This window comes from Lentilactobacillus buchneri (assembly GCF_018314255.1).
Lineage (GTDB): Bacteria > Bacillota > Bacilli > Lactobacillales > Lactobacillaceae > Lentilactobacillus > Lentilactobacillus buchneri.
The window spans coordinates 462,218-478,219 of the sequence record NZ_CP073066.1 but is presented as its reverse complement, the minus strand read 5'-3'; the positions used below and the strand labels follow the sequence as shown (position 1 = coordinate 478,219).

Below are 16,002 nucleotides of genomic sequence, written 5' to 3'. Positions count from 1 at the left end.
TTTAGTTTGATATTCAAACTAAATTAGGTTATTATGTTGTGTGTTCCGAAAAGAACCTCGGTAAATGTCAATTTTGAGCGTTTAGTTTTAGCTAATAGTTTGATAGTCGAACTAAATTTTAAATGGCATTGACCACCCTGTAAGTGAAAGGAAGAAATCAATGAGTGTATTAGATGCATCTGAAATTATGGATTTAATTCCCAACCGGTATCCAATTTTGTTTATGGATAAAGTTGATGAATTAAACCCCGGTGAGTCAATTGTGGTTACCAAGAACGTCACGATTAACGAGGAATTTTTCCAGGGCCATTTCCCCGGAAATCCCGTGATGCCTGGTGTCTTGATTATTGAATCATTGGCTCAAGCGGCTTCAATCTTGATTTTGAAAACTGAAAAGTACAAAGGCAAAACAGCTTATCTTGGCGCAATTGACAATGCCAAGTTTAGAAAAGTTGTTCGCCCAGGGGATGTCTTAAAACTTCACGTTACCATGGAAAAGCAGCGTGAGAACATGGGCAAAGTTAAGTGTGAAGCCAAGGTTGATGACAAAGTCGCCTGCTCTGCAGAATTAACCTTTATTGTCCCTGATCCAAAGAAGAAAATTTAATTATCAGTCTAGGGGAGCTAAGAAATGAATTCGCAAAGTGATGAAATCAAAAAAGATACCGACTTTATCAATGAGTCGCTCATCAACGTCTACGACAGCATCATGCGGATTGAGGAGAGCGAAATTCGAAAAAGTCGGTTCAAAGACATTACTGCGAAGGAAGTTCACTTGGTTCATACCATTGGCCTGCATGATCGAAAGACAACCTCGGAAGTGGCCCACATTTTGAAATTGAGCAAAGGAACTTTGACCGCCAATTTGAATAATTTGGAACGCAAAGGGTATGTGATGCGAATCGCCAACCAGGAAGATCACCGGATTATCAATCTGGGATTGACCAGTAAGGGGCGATTGTTGTATCGGGCCCATGACGCGTTTCATAAATTGTTGGTCAAACGGTTCTTGAGGGGCTTTGACGATGACGACATTCGGTTGATCAAGCAGGCGATGGTTAACCTGGAAGACTTTATTGATGAGGTATCTGCAAAATGACCTTTGAAGATTTCAAAATCATTGAGACTGCCAGTTCAGTTCCACAGCGCGTGGTTGATAACGATGAGCTTTCATCGATGATGGATACTTCTGATGCGTGGATTACTCAACGAACCGGAATCAAGCGGCGTCACGTTGCCGTTGAAGAGACGACCAGTTCACTGGCGACCGCGGTTGCGACAAAGCTGTTGGCAAAAAGCGGCCTCAAACCCACTGAGATTGATCTAATCGTTGTCGCTACCATGTCACCGGATTATTTGACACCGTCAGTCAGTGCCATGGTTCAAGGCAACCTGGGTGCTGATCAGGCGATTGCCTTTGATATCGACGCGGCCTGCTCAGGGTTTGTCTACGGCTTGAAGGTCGTTCGTCAGATGTTGAAAGCTGATCGGCCGATGCACGCCATTTTGATTGGGGCCGAGACATTAAGTAAGCTTTTGGATTGGCATGATCGTTCGACGGCCGTCTTGTTTGGCGATGGCGCGGCTGGGGTATTGATGACCAACCAATCTAGTGAGTCCGGTTCGTTTATCTCTGAGGACTTGAAGACGTTGGGTAAGCTGGGTAAGCATTTAACAGCTGGCCAAGTTGGCGTTAAGTCACCATTTGCCGCACCGGAAACCAGCTACTCGCCATTTTTCAAAATGAATGGCCATCGCGTTTATGGTTTCGCGGTTAAGAATGTTCCAGAATCAATTAACCGTGCCCTTGAGAAGGCAAACCTGACCATTGATGACATCGACTGCTTCGTCTTACATCAGGCAAACGAACGGATCATCGAAAAGATTGCCGATACTTTGGGCGCTTCGATGAATCAATTTCCTGTCAATATCAATGAATATGGCAACACATCAGCGGCCAGCGAACCGATTTTGCTTGCTGAGCTGGTCGCCAAACAACGCATTAAAAGGGGGGATGTCATCGCCCTATCCGGATTTGGCGGCGGATTAACTGTTGGCACAATGATTATCAAGTACTAAAAATAAAAATTGGAATAACATAAAATTTGGAGGAAATTAAAATGACTAAAGAAGAAGTATTTAACAAGGTAAAAGATATTATCGTGGACCAATTGGACGTTGACGCAGACAAGGTTAAGGAAGATACCAACTTCAAGAACGACCTTGATTTGGACAGCTTGGACATCTTTGAAGTTGTCGACAAGATTGAAGATACTTACGATATTGAAATTGACACCGATGAAGGTATGGAAACCGTTGGCGAGTTGGTTGATTACGTTTTAAAACAACAAACCAAGTAGTCAGAAAGTAGGCAGGTAGATAATTTGAAACTAGGATATTTATTTAGCGGTCAGGGTAAACAATTTGCCGGGATGGGACAGGATCTCTACCAGCAGGAGCCGATTTACCGTCAAACAATTGAAGAAGCTTCTCAGATACTTGGAAAAGACATGAGTGATTCAAAGATTTTTGATGATCCCGCCAATACACAAGTTTCAATTGTCATCCTGAGTACAGGAATTTATCGAATTCTGGCGCATGATTTAGGGCAGCCAGTCGGCGCCACCGGATTGAGCTTGGGCGAATATAGCGGCCTGATCGCCGCTGACAGTCTGAGCTTTGAAGATGGTCTGCCGCTGGTCGGCGACCGCAATCACTATATGGATCAGGCTGGACAGCATTATCCGGGTAAAATGGCAGCTGTTTTAAAAGCTAATGCCAACCTTGTGGATGAGGCCTGCCGGGTCGGCTCAAAAGTCGGACCGGTCTATCCGGCCAATTACAACACGGATACCCAAATTGTGATCGGTGGATCGGCAGCCGGTTTAAACGCTGCGACCGAGTATCTCCATGAGCACGGCATCAAGCGGGTGGTTCCTTTGAAAATGACCGTGGCTTCCCATACACCATTTATGCAGGAAGCCAGCGACGAGCTGTCAAAGCGACTGCAGACGGTCAATTTTCAAGATCCCGATTTTCCGGTGTTCAGCAATACGATTATCAAGCCGTTTACGCGGCTGAACGTCAAGCAAACGCTGGTTAATCAACTCGTCAACCCAACGCATTTTAACGAATGCCTCAAGGAATTATTGAACCTGGATGCCAATGTTTTAATTGAAATTGGCCCTGGTGATACCTTGATGAAATTTGCCAAGCCGCTCATTTGTAACGCTGACAAATTCCATGTCGATAGTGTGGAAACCTTAAATCAAGTTCGATCAAACAAAAAGCTGGTGAAATAATGACGGAAACAAAACAAGTTGCGTTAGTGACCGGGGCTGCCAAAGGAATTGGTTTGGCAATTGCCAAACGGTTGGCTGACGATGGCATGACGGTGGTTATCAATGCCCATCATGAATTAAGCGACGAAGACAGTCAGCAGTTAGCCGCTGCCGGGTATTCATTCGATGTCTTAGTTGGCGACGTTGCCAGTGAAGCAGATGCTGAGCAAATGATCAATTCGGTGGTCGAAAAATATGGCCAAATTGATGTTTTGGTCAATAATGCCGGGATCACCAAGGACAAATTGCTCAGTCGGATGAAATTAGCCGATTTTCAGGCGGTCTTGGAGACTAACTTGGTCGGCGCTTTTAACATGACCAAGTTTGCGATGAAATTAATGCAAAAGGCCAGAAAAGGCTCGATTGTCAACATTTCCAGTATTTCCGGCCTCCACGGCAACCTTGGCCAGGCCAACTATTCCGCAAGTAAAGCAGGCTTGGTTGGGTTAACCAAGACGGCCGCCCGCGAAGGCGCATTGCGCAATATTCGTGCCAATGCCGTTGCGCCAGGAATGGTCAAGACGGATATGACTGACAAAATGAGTGAACGCAGACAAAGCGAATTCACTGATCAAATTCCACTGAAGCGCTTCGCTGAACCGACAGAAATTGCCGATGCCGTTGCCTTTTTGGTGGGTAACCAATACATTACTGGCCAAGTCATCACGGTTGATGGCGGGTTGACAATTTAGATTGTTAAAGGAGTAATTAAATGAGTAGAGTCGTTGTTACAGGTTTGGGCGCTGTGACGCCAATCGGCAACGATGTTGACAGTTTTCTTGAAAATCTGTTTGCATCCAAGGTTGGTATTGCCCCAATTACCAAATTTGATTCAGAGCCCACTGGCATTACAGTTGCCGGTGAAGTCAAAGATTTTGATCCTTTAAAACGGGTTGATAAGAAGTTTGCCAAACGAAATGACCTCTTCTGTACATATGCGTTGTACAGTGCCACTGAAGCCATGGAAAATGCTGGACTGATTGACGGTGGCGTTGACCCCGAAGAACTGGGTGTCATTTATGGTTCCGGGATCGGTGGCTTGACAACAATTGAACAACAGGTCATCAAGATGCATGATAAGAGTCCCAAACGGGTGTCACCATTATTCGTGCCTGACTCCATCATTAACATGGCTGCTGGTAACATTTCAATTGCCTTTAATGCCAAGAATACCAGTCAAGCAATCGTAACTGCCTGTTCCTCAGGTACCAATGCGATTGGAAACGCCTTTGAATACATCAAGCAGGGCAAAGCCCAAGTTATGATTGCCGGCGGGACAGAAGCCTCCGTCAACGAAATCGGGATTGCCGGGTTTGCCGCTTTGACCGCTCTTTCCAAGGAAACCGATCCGAAAAAGGCCTCAATTCCATTTGATAAAGACCGTAATGGGTTTGTCATGGGTGAGGGGTCAGCAACCTTAATTCTCGAAGATTACGATCATGCAAAAGCTCGCGGTGCCAAGATCTTGGCCGAAGTTGTCGGCTATGGGACAACCAGTGATGCTTATCATATGACTGCGCCGGACCCAGAAGGTAAGGGTGCTAAACGTGCCATGCAACAGGCTGTTAAAGAAGCCGGGATTGATGAAACCCAGGTTGATTACATCAATGCCCATGGAACCAGTACTCACGCCAATGATAGCGCGGAGGCCAAGGCGATTAACGAAGTCTTTGCCAATAATGATCATGTCAAGGTCAGCAGCACTAAAGGAATGACTGGCCATGCATTAGGGGCTGCCGGTGCCATTGAAGCCGTTGCAACAATTGGTGCCATTTTGCATAACCAAATGCCTGTCAACGTCGGTGTGGTTAATCAGGATGAAGAATGTGACGTGGAGCTGGTTGACGACAGCAATAAAAATGCCGAAGTCAACTACGCCATCAGCAACTCGTTTGGTTTTGGCGGCCACAACGCCGTAATTGCATTTAAAGGGTGTGATTAGGTAATGGATGAGAAAGAAATTGAACGTTTATTAGACAAATTTGACCGTTCGTCACTGAAGAATTTTGAATTGGCTCAAGATGACTTCAAGCTTAAGTTCAGCAAACGGGAGGGCGATGACCACGCCGTCGTGGAAGATTCTGCGCAAGCGGCATCTGCCAGCACAAATGGTTTAGGCCATGGACAAAATAGTCAACCAACCACGGTAGAGCAGCCAGAAACACCGGTCGCCCAAAACGTTGCCGAAATCAAGGCACCGCTGGTTGGCGTTGTGTACTTTGCCCCAAGTCCTGACAAGCCGGCTTTCAAGAAGCAGGGTGACCACGTTGAAAAAGGCGATGTGGTTTGTGTCATTGAAGCGATGAAAATGATCAACGAGGTCAAAAGTGATGTGACCGGGACGATCTCCAACATTTTGGTTGAAGATGGCAGCATGGTCGAATACGATCAACCAATTTTTCAAGTAACGAAGGGGTAATGAGATGAAACCAGATGTTCAAGATGTGATTCCACAGCGCTACCCCTTCCAAATGATTGACAAGTTTATTGATGTCAAGCCAGGGGAGAGTGCCGTTGCTGTTAAACTGATTTCAATTAATGAATGGTTTTTTGCCAACAAACAAGCCAATAACCTAGTGGTGCCACGGCCGATTATGATCGAATCGATGGCCCAGACCGGGGTAGCCGCAATTCTGTCAATGCCGGAATATCAAGGCAAAAACGCCTTTTTTGGCGGCATCAAGAATGCAGTCTTCCAAGATGATTTCCGCCCTGGTGACAAATTGACCTTTACCGTGGAATTAAAGAAGTTAAAGCACAATATTGGCCTTGGCCACGGCACCATTCATCGAGAAGGACAGCAGATTTGTGAAGCAGATTTAATTTTTGCAGTTGAGTAATAGAGGTGAGCGCATGTTTAAAAAAGTATTAGTGGCTAATCGTGGGGAGATCGCCGTTCAAATTATTCGCGCTTTGCACGATATGGGGATTACCGCTGTTGCCGTGTATTCCAGTGCCGACAAAGACGCCTTGTTTGTCCATTTGGCAGACGAAGCCATCTGTATCGGCGGGCCGCAGCCCAGTGAATCTTATTTGAACATGGCCCAGATTATTAGTGCCGCCAATTTGACCGGATGTGAAGCAATTCACCCTGGTTACGGATTCTTATCCGAAAATGCCGAGTTCGCAGAATTATGCGAAACCTGCCACATTAAATTCATCGGCCCAAGCCATGAGTTGATTGCTCTGATGGGCGACAAGGCCAACGCTAGAGAAGCGATGAAAAAAGCCGGGGTCCCTGTGATTCCCGGAAGTGACGGGGTAGTCAATACGGTTGCCCAAGCCGAACAAGTCGCGGACCAAATCGGTTTTCCGGTGTTGTTGAAGTCAGCAGCCGGTGGCGGCGGTAAAGGGATTCGTGAAGTTGATCGACCTGAAGAACTCAAAAATGCTTTTGAGCAGACCCAGCAGGAAGCCCGAATTTCATACGACGACGAAGATATCTATGTTGAAAAGTTGATTCGTCAGGCCAAACACGTGGAAATGCAAGTCATTGCCGATAATTTTGGCCACGTCGTCTATCTGCCTGAGCGTGACTGTTCACTACAGCGGAATCATCAAAAAGTGATCGAAGAAAGTCCCTGTGTTTTGATTTCAGCTGAAGAGCGGCGGCATTTGGGTGAGATTGTCGCCAACGCCACGCTTAAGCTGGGATATACCAATACCGGAACCTATGAGTTTCTAATGGACGATGAGCATCACTTCTATTTCATGGAAATGAATACCCGACTTCAAGTTGAGCACACAATTACCGAAGAAGTGACCGGAATTGAATTGGTCAAAGGGCAATTGGCGGTGGCTGCCGGAGAAGAACTGCCGTTTACCCAAGCCGATGCTGCCGTGAAGGGGCACGCCTTGGAATGCCGGTTGAATGCGGAAGATCCGACTAATAATTTTGCCCCGCAACCCGGTCAGATTAATCATTTATTTTTCCCCGCCGGTTCACTCGGCGTCAGAATCGATTCAGGTGTCACCAACGGCAGCTTTATTTCGCCGTTCTATGATTCAATGATTGCCAAAGTGATTGTTCATTTGAACGATCGCGATACCGTTATCTCAAAGATGCACCGAATTTTAGGGGAACTGGAAATTGACGGCATTCGGACCAACCAAAGCTTTTTGGATTATTTGATTGGCACCGACAAATTTCATCAGGGAATTTATTCGACCAGTTACATTCAAAATGAAGTGTTGAGTGATAAGGAGGGATTCCATGCTACGCAGTCGGTTTAATATGCCAAGCCATGAAGAACTGGTAAAGCGGATGGATGCCATTCCCGATCATGTGCTGCGGGAATGCCCAATTTGTCACGCAACCTTTTTTTCATTAAGGGCTGGCAGCACGAAAACCTGTCCCAATTGTGGTTATGGTTTTCGAATCACGGCCAAACGACGGGCCAAAATTACCTTTGATTCATTTGATGAAATTGACAAATCAATGACGGTTCCGGACCAGTACACTGATGAAAAGTATTTGGCCAAGGTGAAAAAGGCTAAAAAAGTCACCGGAATCAACGAAAGTGTCCTCACGGGTATTGGCACCCTTGATAAGCAGCAGGTCGGTGTGGGCATCATGGATCCATTCTTTGTCATGGGCAGTCTGGGAAGTTCAACCGGTGAGAAGATTACGCGATTGTTCGAAGAAGCGACCCGGAAAAAATTGCCGGTGATCATGTTTACCGCTTCCGGCGGTGCCCGGATGCAAGAGGGAATTCATTCGCTGATGCAGATGGCCAAAGTATCGGGGGCGGTTGCGGAACACAGCCGGGCCGGACTATTGTATGTCGTTGTCTTATGCGATCCCACGACTGGCGGGGTCACCGCCAGTTTTGCCATGGATGGTGATGTCATTTTAGCAGAGCCTCACGCGTTGGTCGGATTTGCCGGCCGGCGAGTGATCGAACAGACGATTATGCAAAAGCCCCCCAAAGACTTTCAGAGTGCTGAAACGGTGATGGCTCATGGCTTTATCGATGCGATTGTGCCGCGTAAACAAATGAAAGCAACTTTGAGTCGCTTAATTTCTCTGCACACAAAGGAGAACGTCTATGGCAGATAAAACAGCATATCAGCGGGTGAAAGCAGCTCGCCGTCCTGATAAAATCACGACTGCCGAGTTGATCAATCATTTAACCAGTGACTTTTTTGAACAGTATGGCGATCGACTGGAAGCCGATGATCCGGCAATCATTGGCGGTATTGGCTTGTTGAATGATAAACCAATCACAGTAGTCGGGATTCAAAAGGGATCAGATACCGATGAGAATATTGCCAGACATTTTGGCAGTCCAACGCCTCAAGGTTATCGCAAGGCGTTGCGGTTGATGAAGCAGGCAGAGAAATTTCATCGGCCAATTTTAGCGCTGGTGAATACCCCCGGTGCTTGGCCAGATGTTGAATCCGAGTATCATGGTCAAGGGTCCGCGGTGGCACAAAATATTATTCAGGGGATGCAGCTCAGGGTGCCATATATCACCATCATCGTTGGTGAAGGCGGCTCTGGTGGTGCTTTGGCACTGTCCTGTGGCGATCGGGTCTTCATGTTTGAAGACAGCATTTATTCGGTGCTCTCACCGGAAGGATACGCCAGCATCATGTGGAAAGATTCATCCAAGGTCAAGGAAGCCGCAGAAGAACTCAAATTAACTCCAGAAGCATTATTAGCAGATGGCATTATTGATAAAATTATTCATGAGTATCAACCCGGGGAAGATTTGAGTGCGTTACGTGACTTCTTGGATCAGGAATTTTCTCAATTGGCCAAGTTACCAATTGATGATTTGGTGGACCGTCGAAATCAACGTTACCGGAATTTTTAATTGAAGATAAGATTTGGAGGCTCAAATATGAGTGGCTTTTTAGATGGAAAGACAATCGTCATCATGGGGGTTGCAAATAAACGCAGTATCGCCTGGGGCTGTACCCAAGCGATTTTGGATCAAGGCGCCAAGGTTATTTTGACCTATCAAAATGACCGCATTAAAAAAAGTTTGGAACGCTTTGTGCCGGACGACTTGGATTTGATCGAGTGTGATGTTGCCGATGACGCAAACGTTAAGCAGGCTTTTGAAACTATCGGCAATCAGTATGGCAAAATTGATGGGGTCATTCATGCCATTGCTTATGCTGACAAGGATACTTTGACTTCCGGACTGGTCAACACGACCAAGGACGGTTATGATTTGGCACAAAACATCAGTGCTTATTCACTGATTGCCGTGGCACGTTATGCCCAACCGGTCTTGAATAATCCAGCCAGCATTTTAACTTTGACCTACTTTGGCTCAACCCGGGCAATTCCAAATTACAACATGATGGGTGTTGCCAAGGCCGCTTTGGAAGCCAACGTGCGTTACCTGGCATCTGATCTCGGCGAAAATGGCATTCGTGTCAACGCAATTTCTGCCGGCGCGGTTAAAACCTTAGCAGTTACTGGGATTAAACATCATGGTGAATTGTTGAAGGAATCCGAGTCACGGACAGTTGATCAAAAGAGCGTCACCACCAGTGAAATTGGTAACGTCGCCGCCTTTTTGATGAGTGACCTGTCAACTGGGATGACCGGTGACGTGGTCTACGTTGATAAAGGTGTCCATTTAATTTAACGACGATTGTAAGTGGGGGATGGCCAATGGTCAATCATCAAAGACAAATTTTAGATGCATTGCTAACGGCGGCTGGCCGCTATGTTTCCGGCAATGAACTGGCTAAGAAACTGCAAATTAGTCGGCCGGCCGTCTACAACAATATTCAAAAATTATCGCACCGCGGTCATGTGATTACCACACGCAAAGGGCTGGGTTATTGTTATCAAAAATCCCAATTTTTTGATGACGCTGTGATCGATCATTATCGGACAACTACTTTTCCGGTGGCGATCCATGCGTTTGCCAGCATTTCCTCAACGAACGATTACGCCAAGCAGTTTGGCAGCAGTCAGGACTTTACCATTCCACAGGTGTTTGTGGCTGATACGCAAACTCAGGGGCATGGCCGACTGGGGCGACATTTCTATTCCCCGGCGAAGGGTGGAATCTATTTGAGCATTTTGATTCCTTTACAGAATCGCCGAACCATTCATTCTGGGTTGATAACCACCGGAACCGCGGTTTGCGTGGTCAGAACCCTGCAACAGTTTTTTCCCGATGAGGACTTTCGGGTCAAATGGGTCAACGACATTTTGGTTCATGACAAAAAATGTGGTGGTATTTTGACCGAAACGGTTTCCAGTCTCGAAGACGGTCTTCATGAAAATGTGGTGGTCGGGATTGGGTTGAATATTGATTCCACTGATTTTCCCGATCAAATTGCCCATAAAGCCGGGGCGATTGTGACCAACACAGCAATTGACAAAAATCGGATTGCTGCCAGTCTCATCGACAACTTTTTTTATATGTATCAAACTTACACCAGCGGTAATTTTCTGCAGGAATACGCCAAGTTATCAGAAACCCTTGGTAAGCGGGTCCAAATTGTGATGGGGAACCGAACCATCACTGGGCTGGCTGATCACTTTACTGGTGATGGGGCCTTGGTGGTCAAGCAGGACTCCGGAGAACCGATTACCGTTTCAAGCGGTGAAGTAACGAAAGTTTATCTGCCTGGAAATGGTTACTCAGGCTAATTTAATATCCAATGACGGTTAAGCGGCGCATAGAAGTCGGTTAACCGTTTTTTGAAAGGAAAATGATATGAAAATTAGACAATTGACACAAACAGCCTTGATGATTGCAGCCATTATCGTGTTGGGGATGATTCCACCAATTCCTTTAGGGATCATTCCCGTGCCGATTGTGATGCAGAACTTAGGGATTATGTTAGCAGGCCTCTTTTTGGGGTCAAAGAACGGCACGATCGCAGTTGGGGTATTCTTACTGCTGGCATTTTTGGGGTTCCCGGTCCTCTCCGGTGGTCAAGCCGGCCCAGCAGTCTTTATCGGCCCCACAGCGGGCTATTTGTTCGGTTGGCTCATAACGCCTCTCATGATGGGTTGTTGCCGCTCACGGCCGTTTATGAGCCATTCATGGGGTCAACTAATTGTCATTTGGATCAGCAGTGTTTTGATTGTTAACGTGATGGGCGCCCTCTGGCTGTGGTGGGTGACGCCGATCTCACTGATCGGTGCATTGACTTCAGGCCTGTTGTTTATCCCTGGCGACACGCTGAAGGCAGTTGTCGCATACTTGGTAGCCGTCCGAATGAAAGTGATGAGTGGAGCAGCTGGACGGGTTTAATTGACTGGATACAAAAGACTCGAGCAAATATGATTGGTTTGCTCGAGTCTTTTTGGAGTTTGTGTGATTGAAATGGCGCTCAAAAGCTGGGCGCCTGGGGGCACACTCTGGTTAAAATGTGTTCTCTCAGGCAGCTTTTTCCGCTTAGTCCAATACAGGCCGTCAACGCAAAATCAGCGTTAACGGCCTGTATTAAACTAATGCTCAAAAGCTGAGCGCCTGAGTTCACACTCTCTCATTAATGGAAAATCAAGTTCAGTCCCATAACCATGATGATACCAACGACTGAAATGATTGATTCCAACACGGTCCAAGTCTGAAGAGTTTGCTTAATTGTTAAATCGAAATATTCTCTGAACATCCAGAAGCCGGCATCGTTAACATGTGATGCGGCCAATGAGCCGGCACCAATGGCCAGAACCATCAATGCTGGGTCAACCCCAGCTTGGGCCATCAATGGGGCGACGATTCCTGCAGCTGTCAATGAAGCAACGGTTGCGGAACCCAAAGCGATTCGGAGAACAACGGCAACCAACCAGCCAAGGATTAATGGTGAAATTGGTGAACCAATGAACAGTTGAGCAACGGCTTTACCAACACCACCGTCGATCAGAACTTGTTTGAAGGCACCACCACCACCAATAACTAATAGCAGCATGGCGATTGATTTAACCGCATTTTCAAGTGATTCCATGATTTGAGCAGTGGTTCGTTTACGACCCCAGCCCATGGTATACATTGCGAAGAATAATGAAATCAACATTGCGATACTTGGAGATCCAATGAATTCAATGATTGAATCAATCACAGAAGGGTTCTTTGGATCAACTCCACCATTGATGGTCATTTTATAAATTGTGGCAATCGCCAACAGCAGAACTGGGAACAGGGCAGTTAATACTGACAGTCCAAACGATGGTGATTCTTCAGGGGTAAATTGTTTCACTTCACCGATTGAAGAAAGGTTTCCTTTTCGCTCGAATGCAGCGGGTGCAAATTTACGAGCCATCTTTGAGAACAATGGCCCGGCGATATAAGCGGCAATAATTGCAATGACAAATCCAAACAGGAGAACCTTACCATCGTTGGCACCCAAGACCTGCGCAATGGCAACTGGTGCTGGATGGGGTGGCAAAAATCCGTGGGTAACTGACAAGGCAGCGGCCATTGGAATTCCTAAATAAAGAATTGGCACACCTGCTTCAACGGCAATTGCGAAGACAATTGGAACCAGTAAAACCATTCCAACTTCGAAGAACAACGCAATTCCTAAAATAAATGAAGCCAACATAACGGCGATCTGGAGACGCTTTTTACCAAATCGTTTGATCAGCGTTTCGGCGATCATATAAGCACCACCGGAATCAGAAACCAATCGCCCTAACATGGCACCAAAGCCGAAGACCATGGACAATTCGCCCAGTTGACTTCCAATACCATTTGAGACGGAATCAGCGATCGTACCTAGTGGCATCTGCAGCATGATCGCAGTAACAACAGCGGTTAAGGTAGATTGCAAATTTAATCCGAATTTTTTGACAAATTGGTCAGCATGACCTGATAAGGTGTTTGCCAGTCAAGTATTTTAAGTGGTCTCTGATTAATTTCGAGTAAGGTGGTTTTCAAGCCTTGAGCACTAATGTGCTCAAAATAAGTCCCCTTAGGATAAAAATAGCGTAAGTTCCGATTAAATCGTTCATTACTGCCGCGCTCAGCTGGCGTATAAGCATGGCAGTAATAGGTCTTAATACCATATTGTGATTCAAGTGATACTAGCCCACTAAACTCAGTGCCACGGTCCACAGTAAAGCTGTGCACCGGACCATTAAAAGTGGTTAGGAACTTAGTTAGTGCTTCATTAACAGTCGCTGTCGTCCGATCTTTTAACCGGTATGCCCAAAGGAACCGTGATTTGCGATCGATTAAAGTTAATAAAACTGCCTTACTATGCCCACGAGGACCAACGACTGTATCTAGTTCAAAATCGCCGATGCGATTACGTTGATTAATCATCATGGGACGCTGTTCAATTGATCGCCCCAAAGATTGATTATATTTGGATCGTTGGTCAACGTTACGCCGTTGGCGTACGCCATGTTCAGGTAGATCATTCAAGGAGAAATCAATTCTCCCCTGATTTAGCCAATTATAAATAGATTTAGTAGCTAGTTTAAATTCGTGAGCAATCATTCCTGGTGACCAGCTTAGACGTAAATGGTTGAGAATTTTTTGCTTTAACTCATCGCTCAGCTTAGTTTTCCGACCACATCGTGATCGCTTGTATTCGGCATCTGTTTGTGCTAATTCAGCCTGATAAGGTTGACATCGAGATAATTCATAAGAAATTGTTGACGGTGATCGGTTCAGCCGAACGCCCATTTGGATATTGGACAGCCCTAGTTCACAAAAGGTTTCGATTTTAATTCGTTCGGAATAGGTTATACTAGACAAAAGATCAGCTCCTAAAAGATGGGTTTGTGGTAAACACCATTTTAAAGGAAGCTGATCTTTTTTGCCCGAACAGCGTTCGGATTAATTTTACAATCTACCTTAATACCAACGAAACGAAGGTATTAATTTTGAACTTGATAATCAGAACCAACAGGAAAATAATTCCGATCAGCAAGGCTAGCAGCTTTAATATCATAGTTTTCCCCTTTCAAATAAAAAACGGACAGGTGCTATTCAGACTTCTCGGCGTCTTCATCTTCGTGTTCGTGACGACGCTGATACTCGGCGATATTCTTGTATTCGGGTTGAAGTGAACGACTTAGGCGAATATAGATTGGAATCAATTCCCGGTACGCCTGGAAGTTCTTTGGATCCGGGTGATGAACAACCGTGGTGCCGACAAAATTGGAAACGTCGGAAAGGCTGTCAATCAGGCCCAAACTGTACATCCCCAAAGTGGCTGCCCCCAAAGCGGTACTTTCGAAACTTTCAGGAATCGCAACGTCCTGTTCGAAAATATCGGTCAGCATTTGACGCCAAAGCGCAGAACGGGCAAAACCACCGCTGGCTTGGATGCTGGTTGGTTGACCAACGACTTCTTCAAGGGCCAAAGCAACCGTGTAAAGGTTGTAGACGATACCTTCCAAAACGGCCCGAATCATGTGGGCACGCGTGTGGGTCCGGTTAAGGCCAAAGAATGAGCCACGGGCATTAGCGTCCCAGATTGGGGCACGTTCACCGCCCAGGAATGGGAAGAACAGCAAGCCATCGGATCCAGCCGGCACTTTGGCAGCAATTTCTGTCAAGAGGTCGTATGGATCGATGTGCATTTGTTCAGCAGTGACTTTTTCCGGGGCACAGAGTTGATCACGAACCCAGCGGAAGACAACGCCACCATTATTGACAGGGCCGCCAACGACCCACATGTTCTTGGCTAGGTAGTAGCAAAATACCCGGGCCTTTGGATCGGTATGCGGTTTATCAGTGACAACCCGAACGGCACCGGAAGTTCCAATGGTGACAGCGACAACCCCGGGTTGAATCGCATTAACCCCCAAGTTGGCCAGTGGACCATCTGAAGCACCGATGATAAATGGGGTATTGATGTCAATTCCCAGCACTTTAGCGTACTCTTCACGCATCCCTTTTAATTGATAAGTGGTATCAACTAAATCAGGCAATTGATCCCGTGTAACGCCGGCAAGTTTCAGGGCTTGTTCATCCCAGTCCATATTGTAGATGTTAAACATTCCGGTGGCATTGGCGATGGAGTAATCTTCTTTTAAGACACCGAATAATTTGTAAAGAATGTATTCCTTAATGCCAACGAACCAGCGGGCTTGCTTGAATAGATCGGCATGATCATTGCGCAGCCAAATCAGCTTGGTGAGTGGGGTCATCGGGTGAATGGGCGTTCCGGTATGCTTATAGATTTCCATTCCCTCAGGGCTGGCCTTCAACTTATCAGCATAATTGACCGCCCGGTTGTCACCCCAGGTAATTGCCCGGGTGAGTGGTTTGTGATTCTCATCCAGAAGAATTAAACTATGCATTGCACAGGAAAATGCAACACCCTTCAGCTCTCCTGGTTTCATATTGGCCTTTCGAACCAATTCGGTAATGCCGTCAGACATCGCTGAAAAGATTTCTTCAGGGTCTTCCTCGGCCATATCAGGGGTGTCCTGGTATAGGGGATATCCATTGTTGGAATATCCATGCACCTTACCCTTAACATCGTAGAGCACGGTTTTAACACTGGTTGTTCCAATATCAACACCTAGCGTATAATCCATGTAAATAACTTCCCTTCTGTATTAGTTGAGTCAACGGCCGAAGCGCTTTCAAATAATGGCAAAAAATATAGCTGCATCGTTAAACCAATGTCGAGTGCTGAAGAATTGGCTCGGTACCGCTTCTCACTAAAAATATCATTATCACCGGGAGACTTCAAATATTTCGACCATTGAATTTCCTGG

Annotated in this window: 18 protein-coding genes; 15 read left to right on the top strand and 3 right to left on the bottom strand. The window is 46.2% G+C overall.

The features are described 5' to 3' along the window. Positions 1 to 160: 160 nt before the first annotated feature. From fabZ to KE627_RS02375, 15 genes are all read left to right on the top strand, one after another. Positions 161 to 607 carry a 3-hydroxyacyl-ACP dehydratase FabZ gene (gene fabZ, locus KE627_RS02445; protein ID WP_013728451.1) on the top strand — a complete coding sequence of 149 codons (447 nt, stop codon included), beginning with the start codon at positions 161 to 163 and terminating at the stop codon, positions 605 to 607. A gap of 24 nt (positions 608 to 631) precedes the next feature. After that, positions 632 to 1,099, top strand: coding sequence for a MarR family winged helix-turn-helix transcriptional regulator (locus KE627_RS02440; protein WP_013728450.1), 468 nt, complete (start codon positions 632 to 634; stop codon positions 1,097 to 1,099). Then, on the top strand, positions 1,096 to 2,079 hold the full coding sequence (locus KE627_RS02435) for a beta-ketoacyl-ACP synthase III (protein ID WP_013728449.1): 984 nt from the start codon (positions 1,096 to 1,098) through the stop codon (positions 2,077 to 2,079). Before KE627_RS02440 ends, KE627_RS02435 begins: the two co-directional genes overlap by 4 nt. A gap of 41 nt (positions 2,080 to 2,120) precedes the next feature. After that, the gene (locus KE627_RS02430) at positions 2,121 to 2,360 is read left to right on the top strand and encodes an acyl carrier protein (protein WP_013728448.1); all 240 of its coding nucleotides are present in this window, start codon (positions 2,121 to 2,123) and stop codon (positions 2,358 to 2,360) included. 24 nt (positions 2,361 to 2,384) lie between these two features. Then, the gene (locus tag KE627_RS02425; RefSeq protein ID WP_013728447.1) at positions 2,385 to 3,302 is read left to right on the top strand and encodes an ACP S-malonyltransferase; all 918 of its coding nucleotides are present in this window, start codon (positions 2,385 to 2,387) and stop codon (positions 3,300 to 3,302) included. Then, on the top strand, positions 3,302 to 4,033 hold the full coding sequence (fabG, locus tag KE627_RS02420; protein WP_013728446.1) for a 3-oxoacyl-[acyl-carrier-protein] reductase: 732 nt from the start codon (positions 3,302 to 3,304) through the stop codon (positions 4,031 to 4,033). The genes KE627_RS02425 and fabG overlap by 1 nt, the downstream gene beginning before the upstream one ends. Positions 4,034 to 4,053: 20 nt before the next feature. Beyond that, on the top strand, positions 4,054 to 5,283 hold the full coding sequence (gene fabF, locus KE627_RS02415) for a beta-ketoacyl-ACP synthase II (protein WP_013728445.1): 1,230 nt from the start codon (positions 4,054 to 4,056) through the stop codon (positions 5,281 to 5,283). A 3-nt stretch (positions 5,284 to 5,286) separates the two neighbouring features. Beyond that, a complete protein-coding gene (accB, locus tag KE627_RS02410; protein WP_014940304.1) occupies positions 5,287 to 5,760 on the top strand; it encodes an acetyl-CoA carboxylase biotin carboxyl carrier protein in 474 nt (157 codons plus the stop codon). Between the two features lie 4 nt (positions 5,761 to 5,764). Continuing rightward, entirely contained in the window at positions 5,765 to 6,181 is a 417-nt protein-coding gene (locus KE627_RS02405; RefSeq protein WP_013728443.1) for a 3-hydroxyacyl-ACP dehydratase FabZ family protein, read from the top strand. Between the two features lie 13 nt (positions 6,182 to 6,194). Further along, complete coding sequence (gene accC / locus KE627_RS02400; protein ID WP_013728442.1) at positions 6,195 to 7,574, top strand: acetyl-CoA carboxylase biotin carboxylase subunit; 1,380 nt, start codon at positions 6,195 to 6,197, stop codon at positions 7,572 to 7,574. After that, positions 7,555 to 8,400 (top strand): acetyl-CoA carboxylase carboxyltransferase subunit beta, encoded by an 846-nt coding sequence (locus tag KE627_RS02395; RefSeq protein ID WP_013728441.1) that lies wholly within the window; start codon positions 7,555 to 7,557, stop codon positions 8,398 to 8,400. Before accC ends, KE627_RS02395 begins: the two co-directional genes overlap by 20 nt. Beyond that, a complete protein-coding gene (gene accA, locus KE627_RS02390) occupies positions 8,390 to 9,160 on the top strand; it encodes a carboxyltransferase subunit alpha (RefSeq protein ID WP_056939203.1) in 771 nt (256 codons plus the stop codon). The genes KE627_RS02395 and accA overlap by 11 nt, the downstream gene beginning before the upstream one ends. A 27-nt stretch (positions 9,161 to 9,187) precedes the next feature. Beyond that, complete coding sequence (gene fabI / locus KE627_RS02385; protein ID WP_013728439.1) at positions 9,188 to 9,946, top strand: enoyl-ACP reductase FabI; 759 nt, start codon at positions 9,188 to 9,190, stop codon at positions 9,944 to 9,946. A 26-nt stretch (positions 9,947 to 9,972) separates the two neighbouring features. Continuing rightward, positions 9,973 to 10,965 carry a biotin--[acetyl-CoA-carboxylase] ligase gene (locus tag KE627_RS02380; protein WP_013728438.1) on the top strand — a complete coding sequence of 331 codons (993 nt, stop codon included), beginning with the start codon at positions 9,973 to 9,975 and terminating at the stop codon, positions 10,963 to 10,965. Positions 10,966 to 11,032: 67 nt separating this feature from the next. Next, positions 11,033 to 11,575 carry a biotin transporter BioY gene (locus KE627_RS02375; RefSeq protein WP_013728437.1) on the top strand — a complete coding sequence of 181 codons (543 nt, stop codon included), beginning with the start codon at positions 11,033 to 11,035 and terminating at the stop codon, positions 11,573 to 11,575. Positions 11,576 to 11,813: 238 nt separating this feature from the next. On the opposite strand, the gene KE627_RS02370 is transcribed toward KE627_RS02375, so the two are convergent. From KE627_RS02370 to gntK, 3 genes are all read right to left on the bottom strand, one after another. Beyond that, a complete protein-coding gene (locus KE627_RS02370) occupies positions 11,814 to 13,094 on the bottom strand; it encodes a gluconate:H+ symporter (protein ID WP_211772864.1) in 1,281 nt (426 codons plus the stop codon). A gap of 2 nt (positions 13,095 to 13,096) precedes the next feature. Then, the gene (locus tag KE627_RS02365; protein ID WP_146971951.1) at positions 13,097 to 14,026 is read right to left on the bottom strand and encodes an IS30-like element ISLpl1 family transposase; all 930 of its coding nucleotides are present in this window, start codon (positions 14,024 to 14,026) and stop codon (positions 13,097 to 13,099) included. A 230-nt stretch (positions 14,027 to 14,256) separates the two neighbouring features. Beyond that, on the bottom strand, positions 14,257 to 15,819 hold the full coding sequence (gene gntK, locus KE627_RS02360) for a gluconokinase (RefSeq protein ID WP_013728435.1): 1,563 nt from the start codon (positions 15,817 to 15,819) through the stop codon (positions 14,257 to 14,259). Between the last annotated feature and the right edge of the window lie 183 nt (positions 15,820 to 16,002).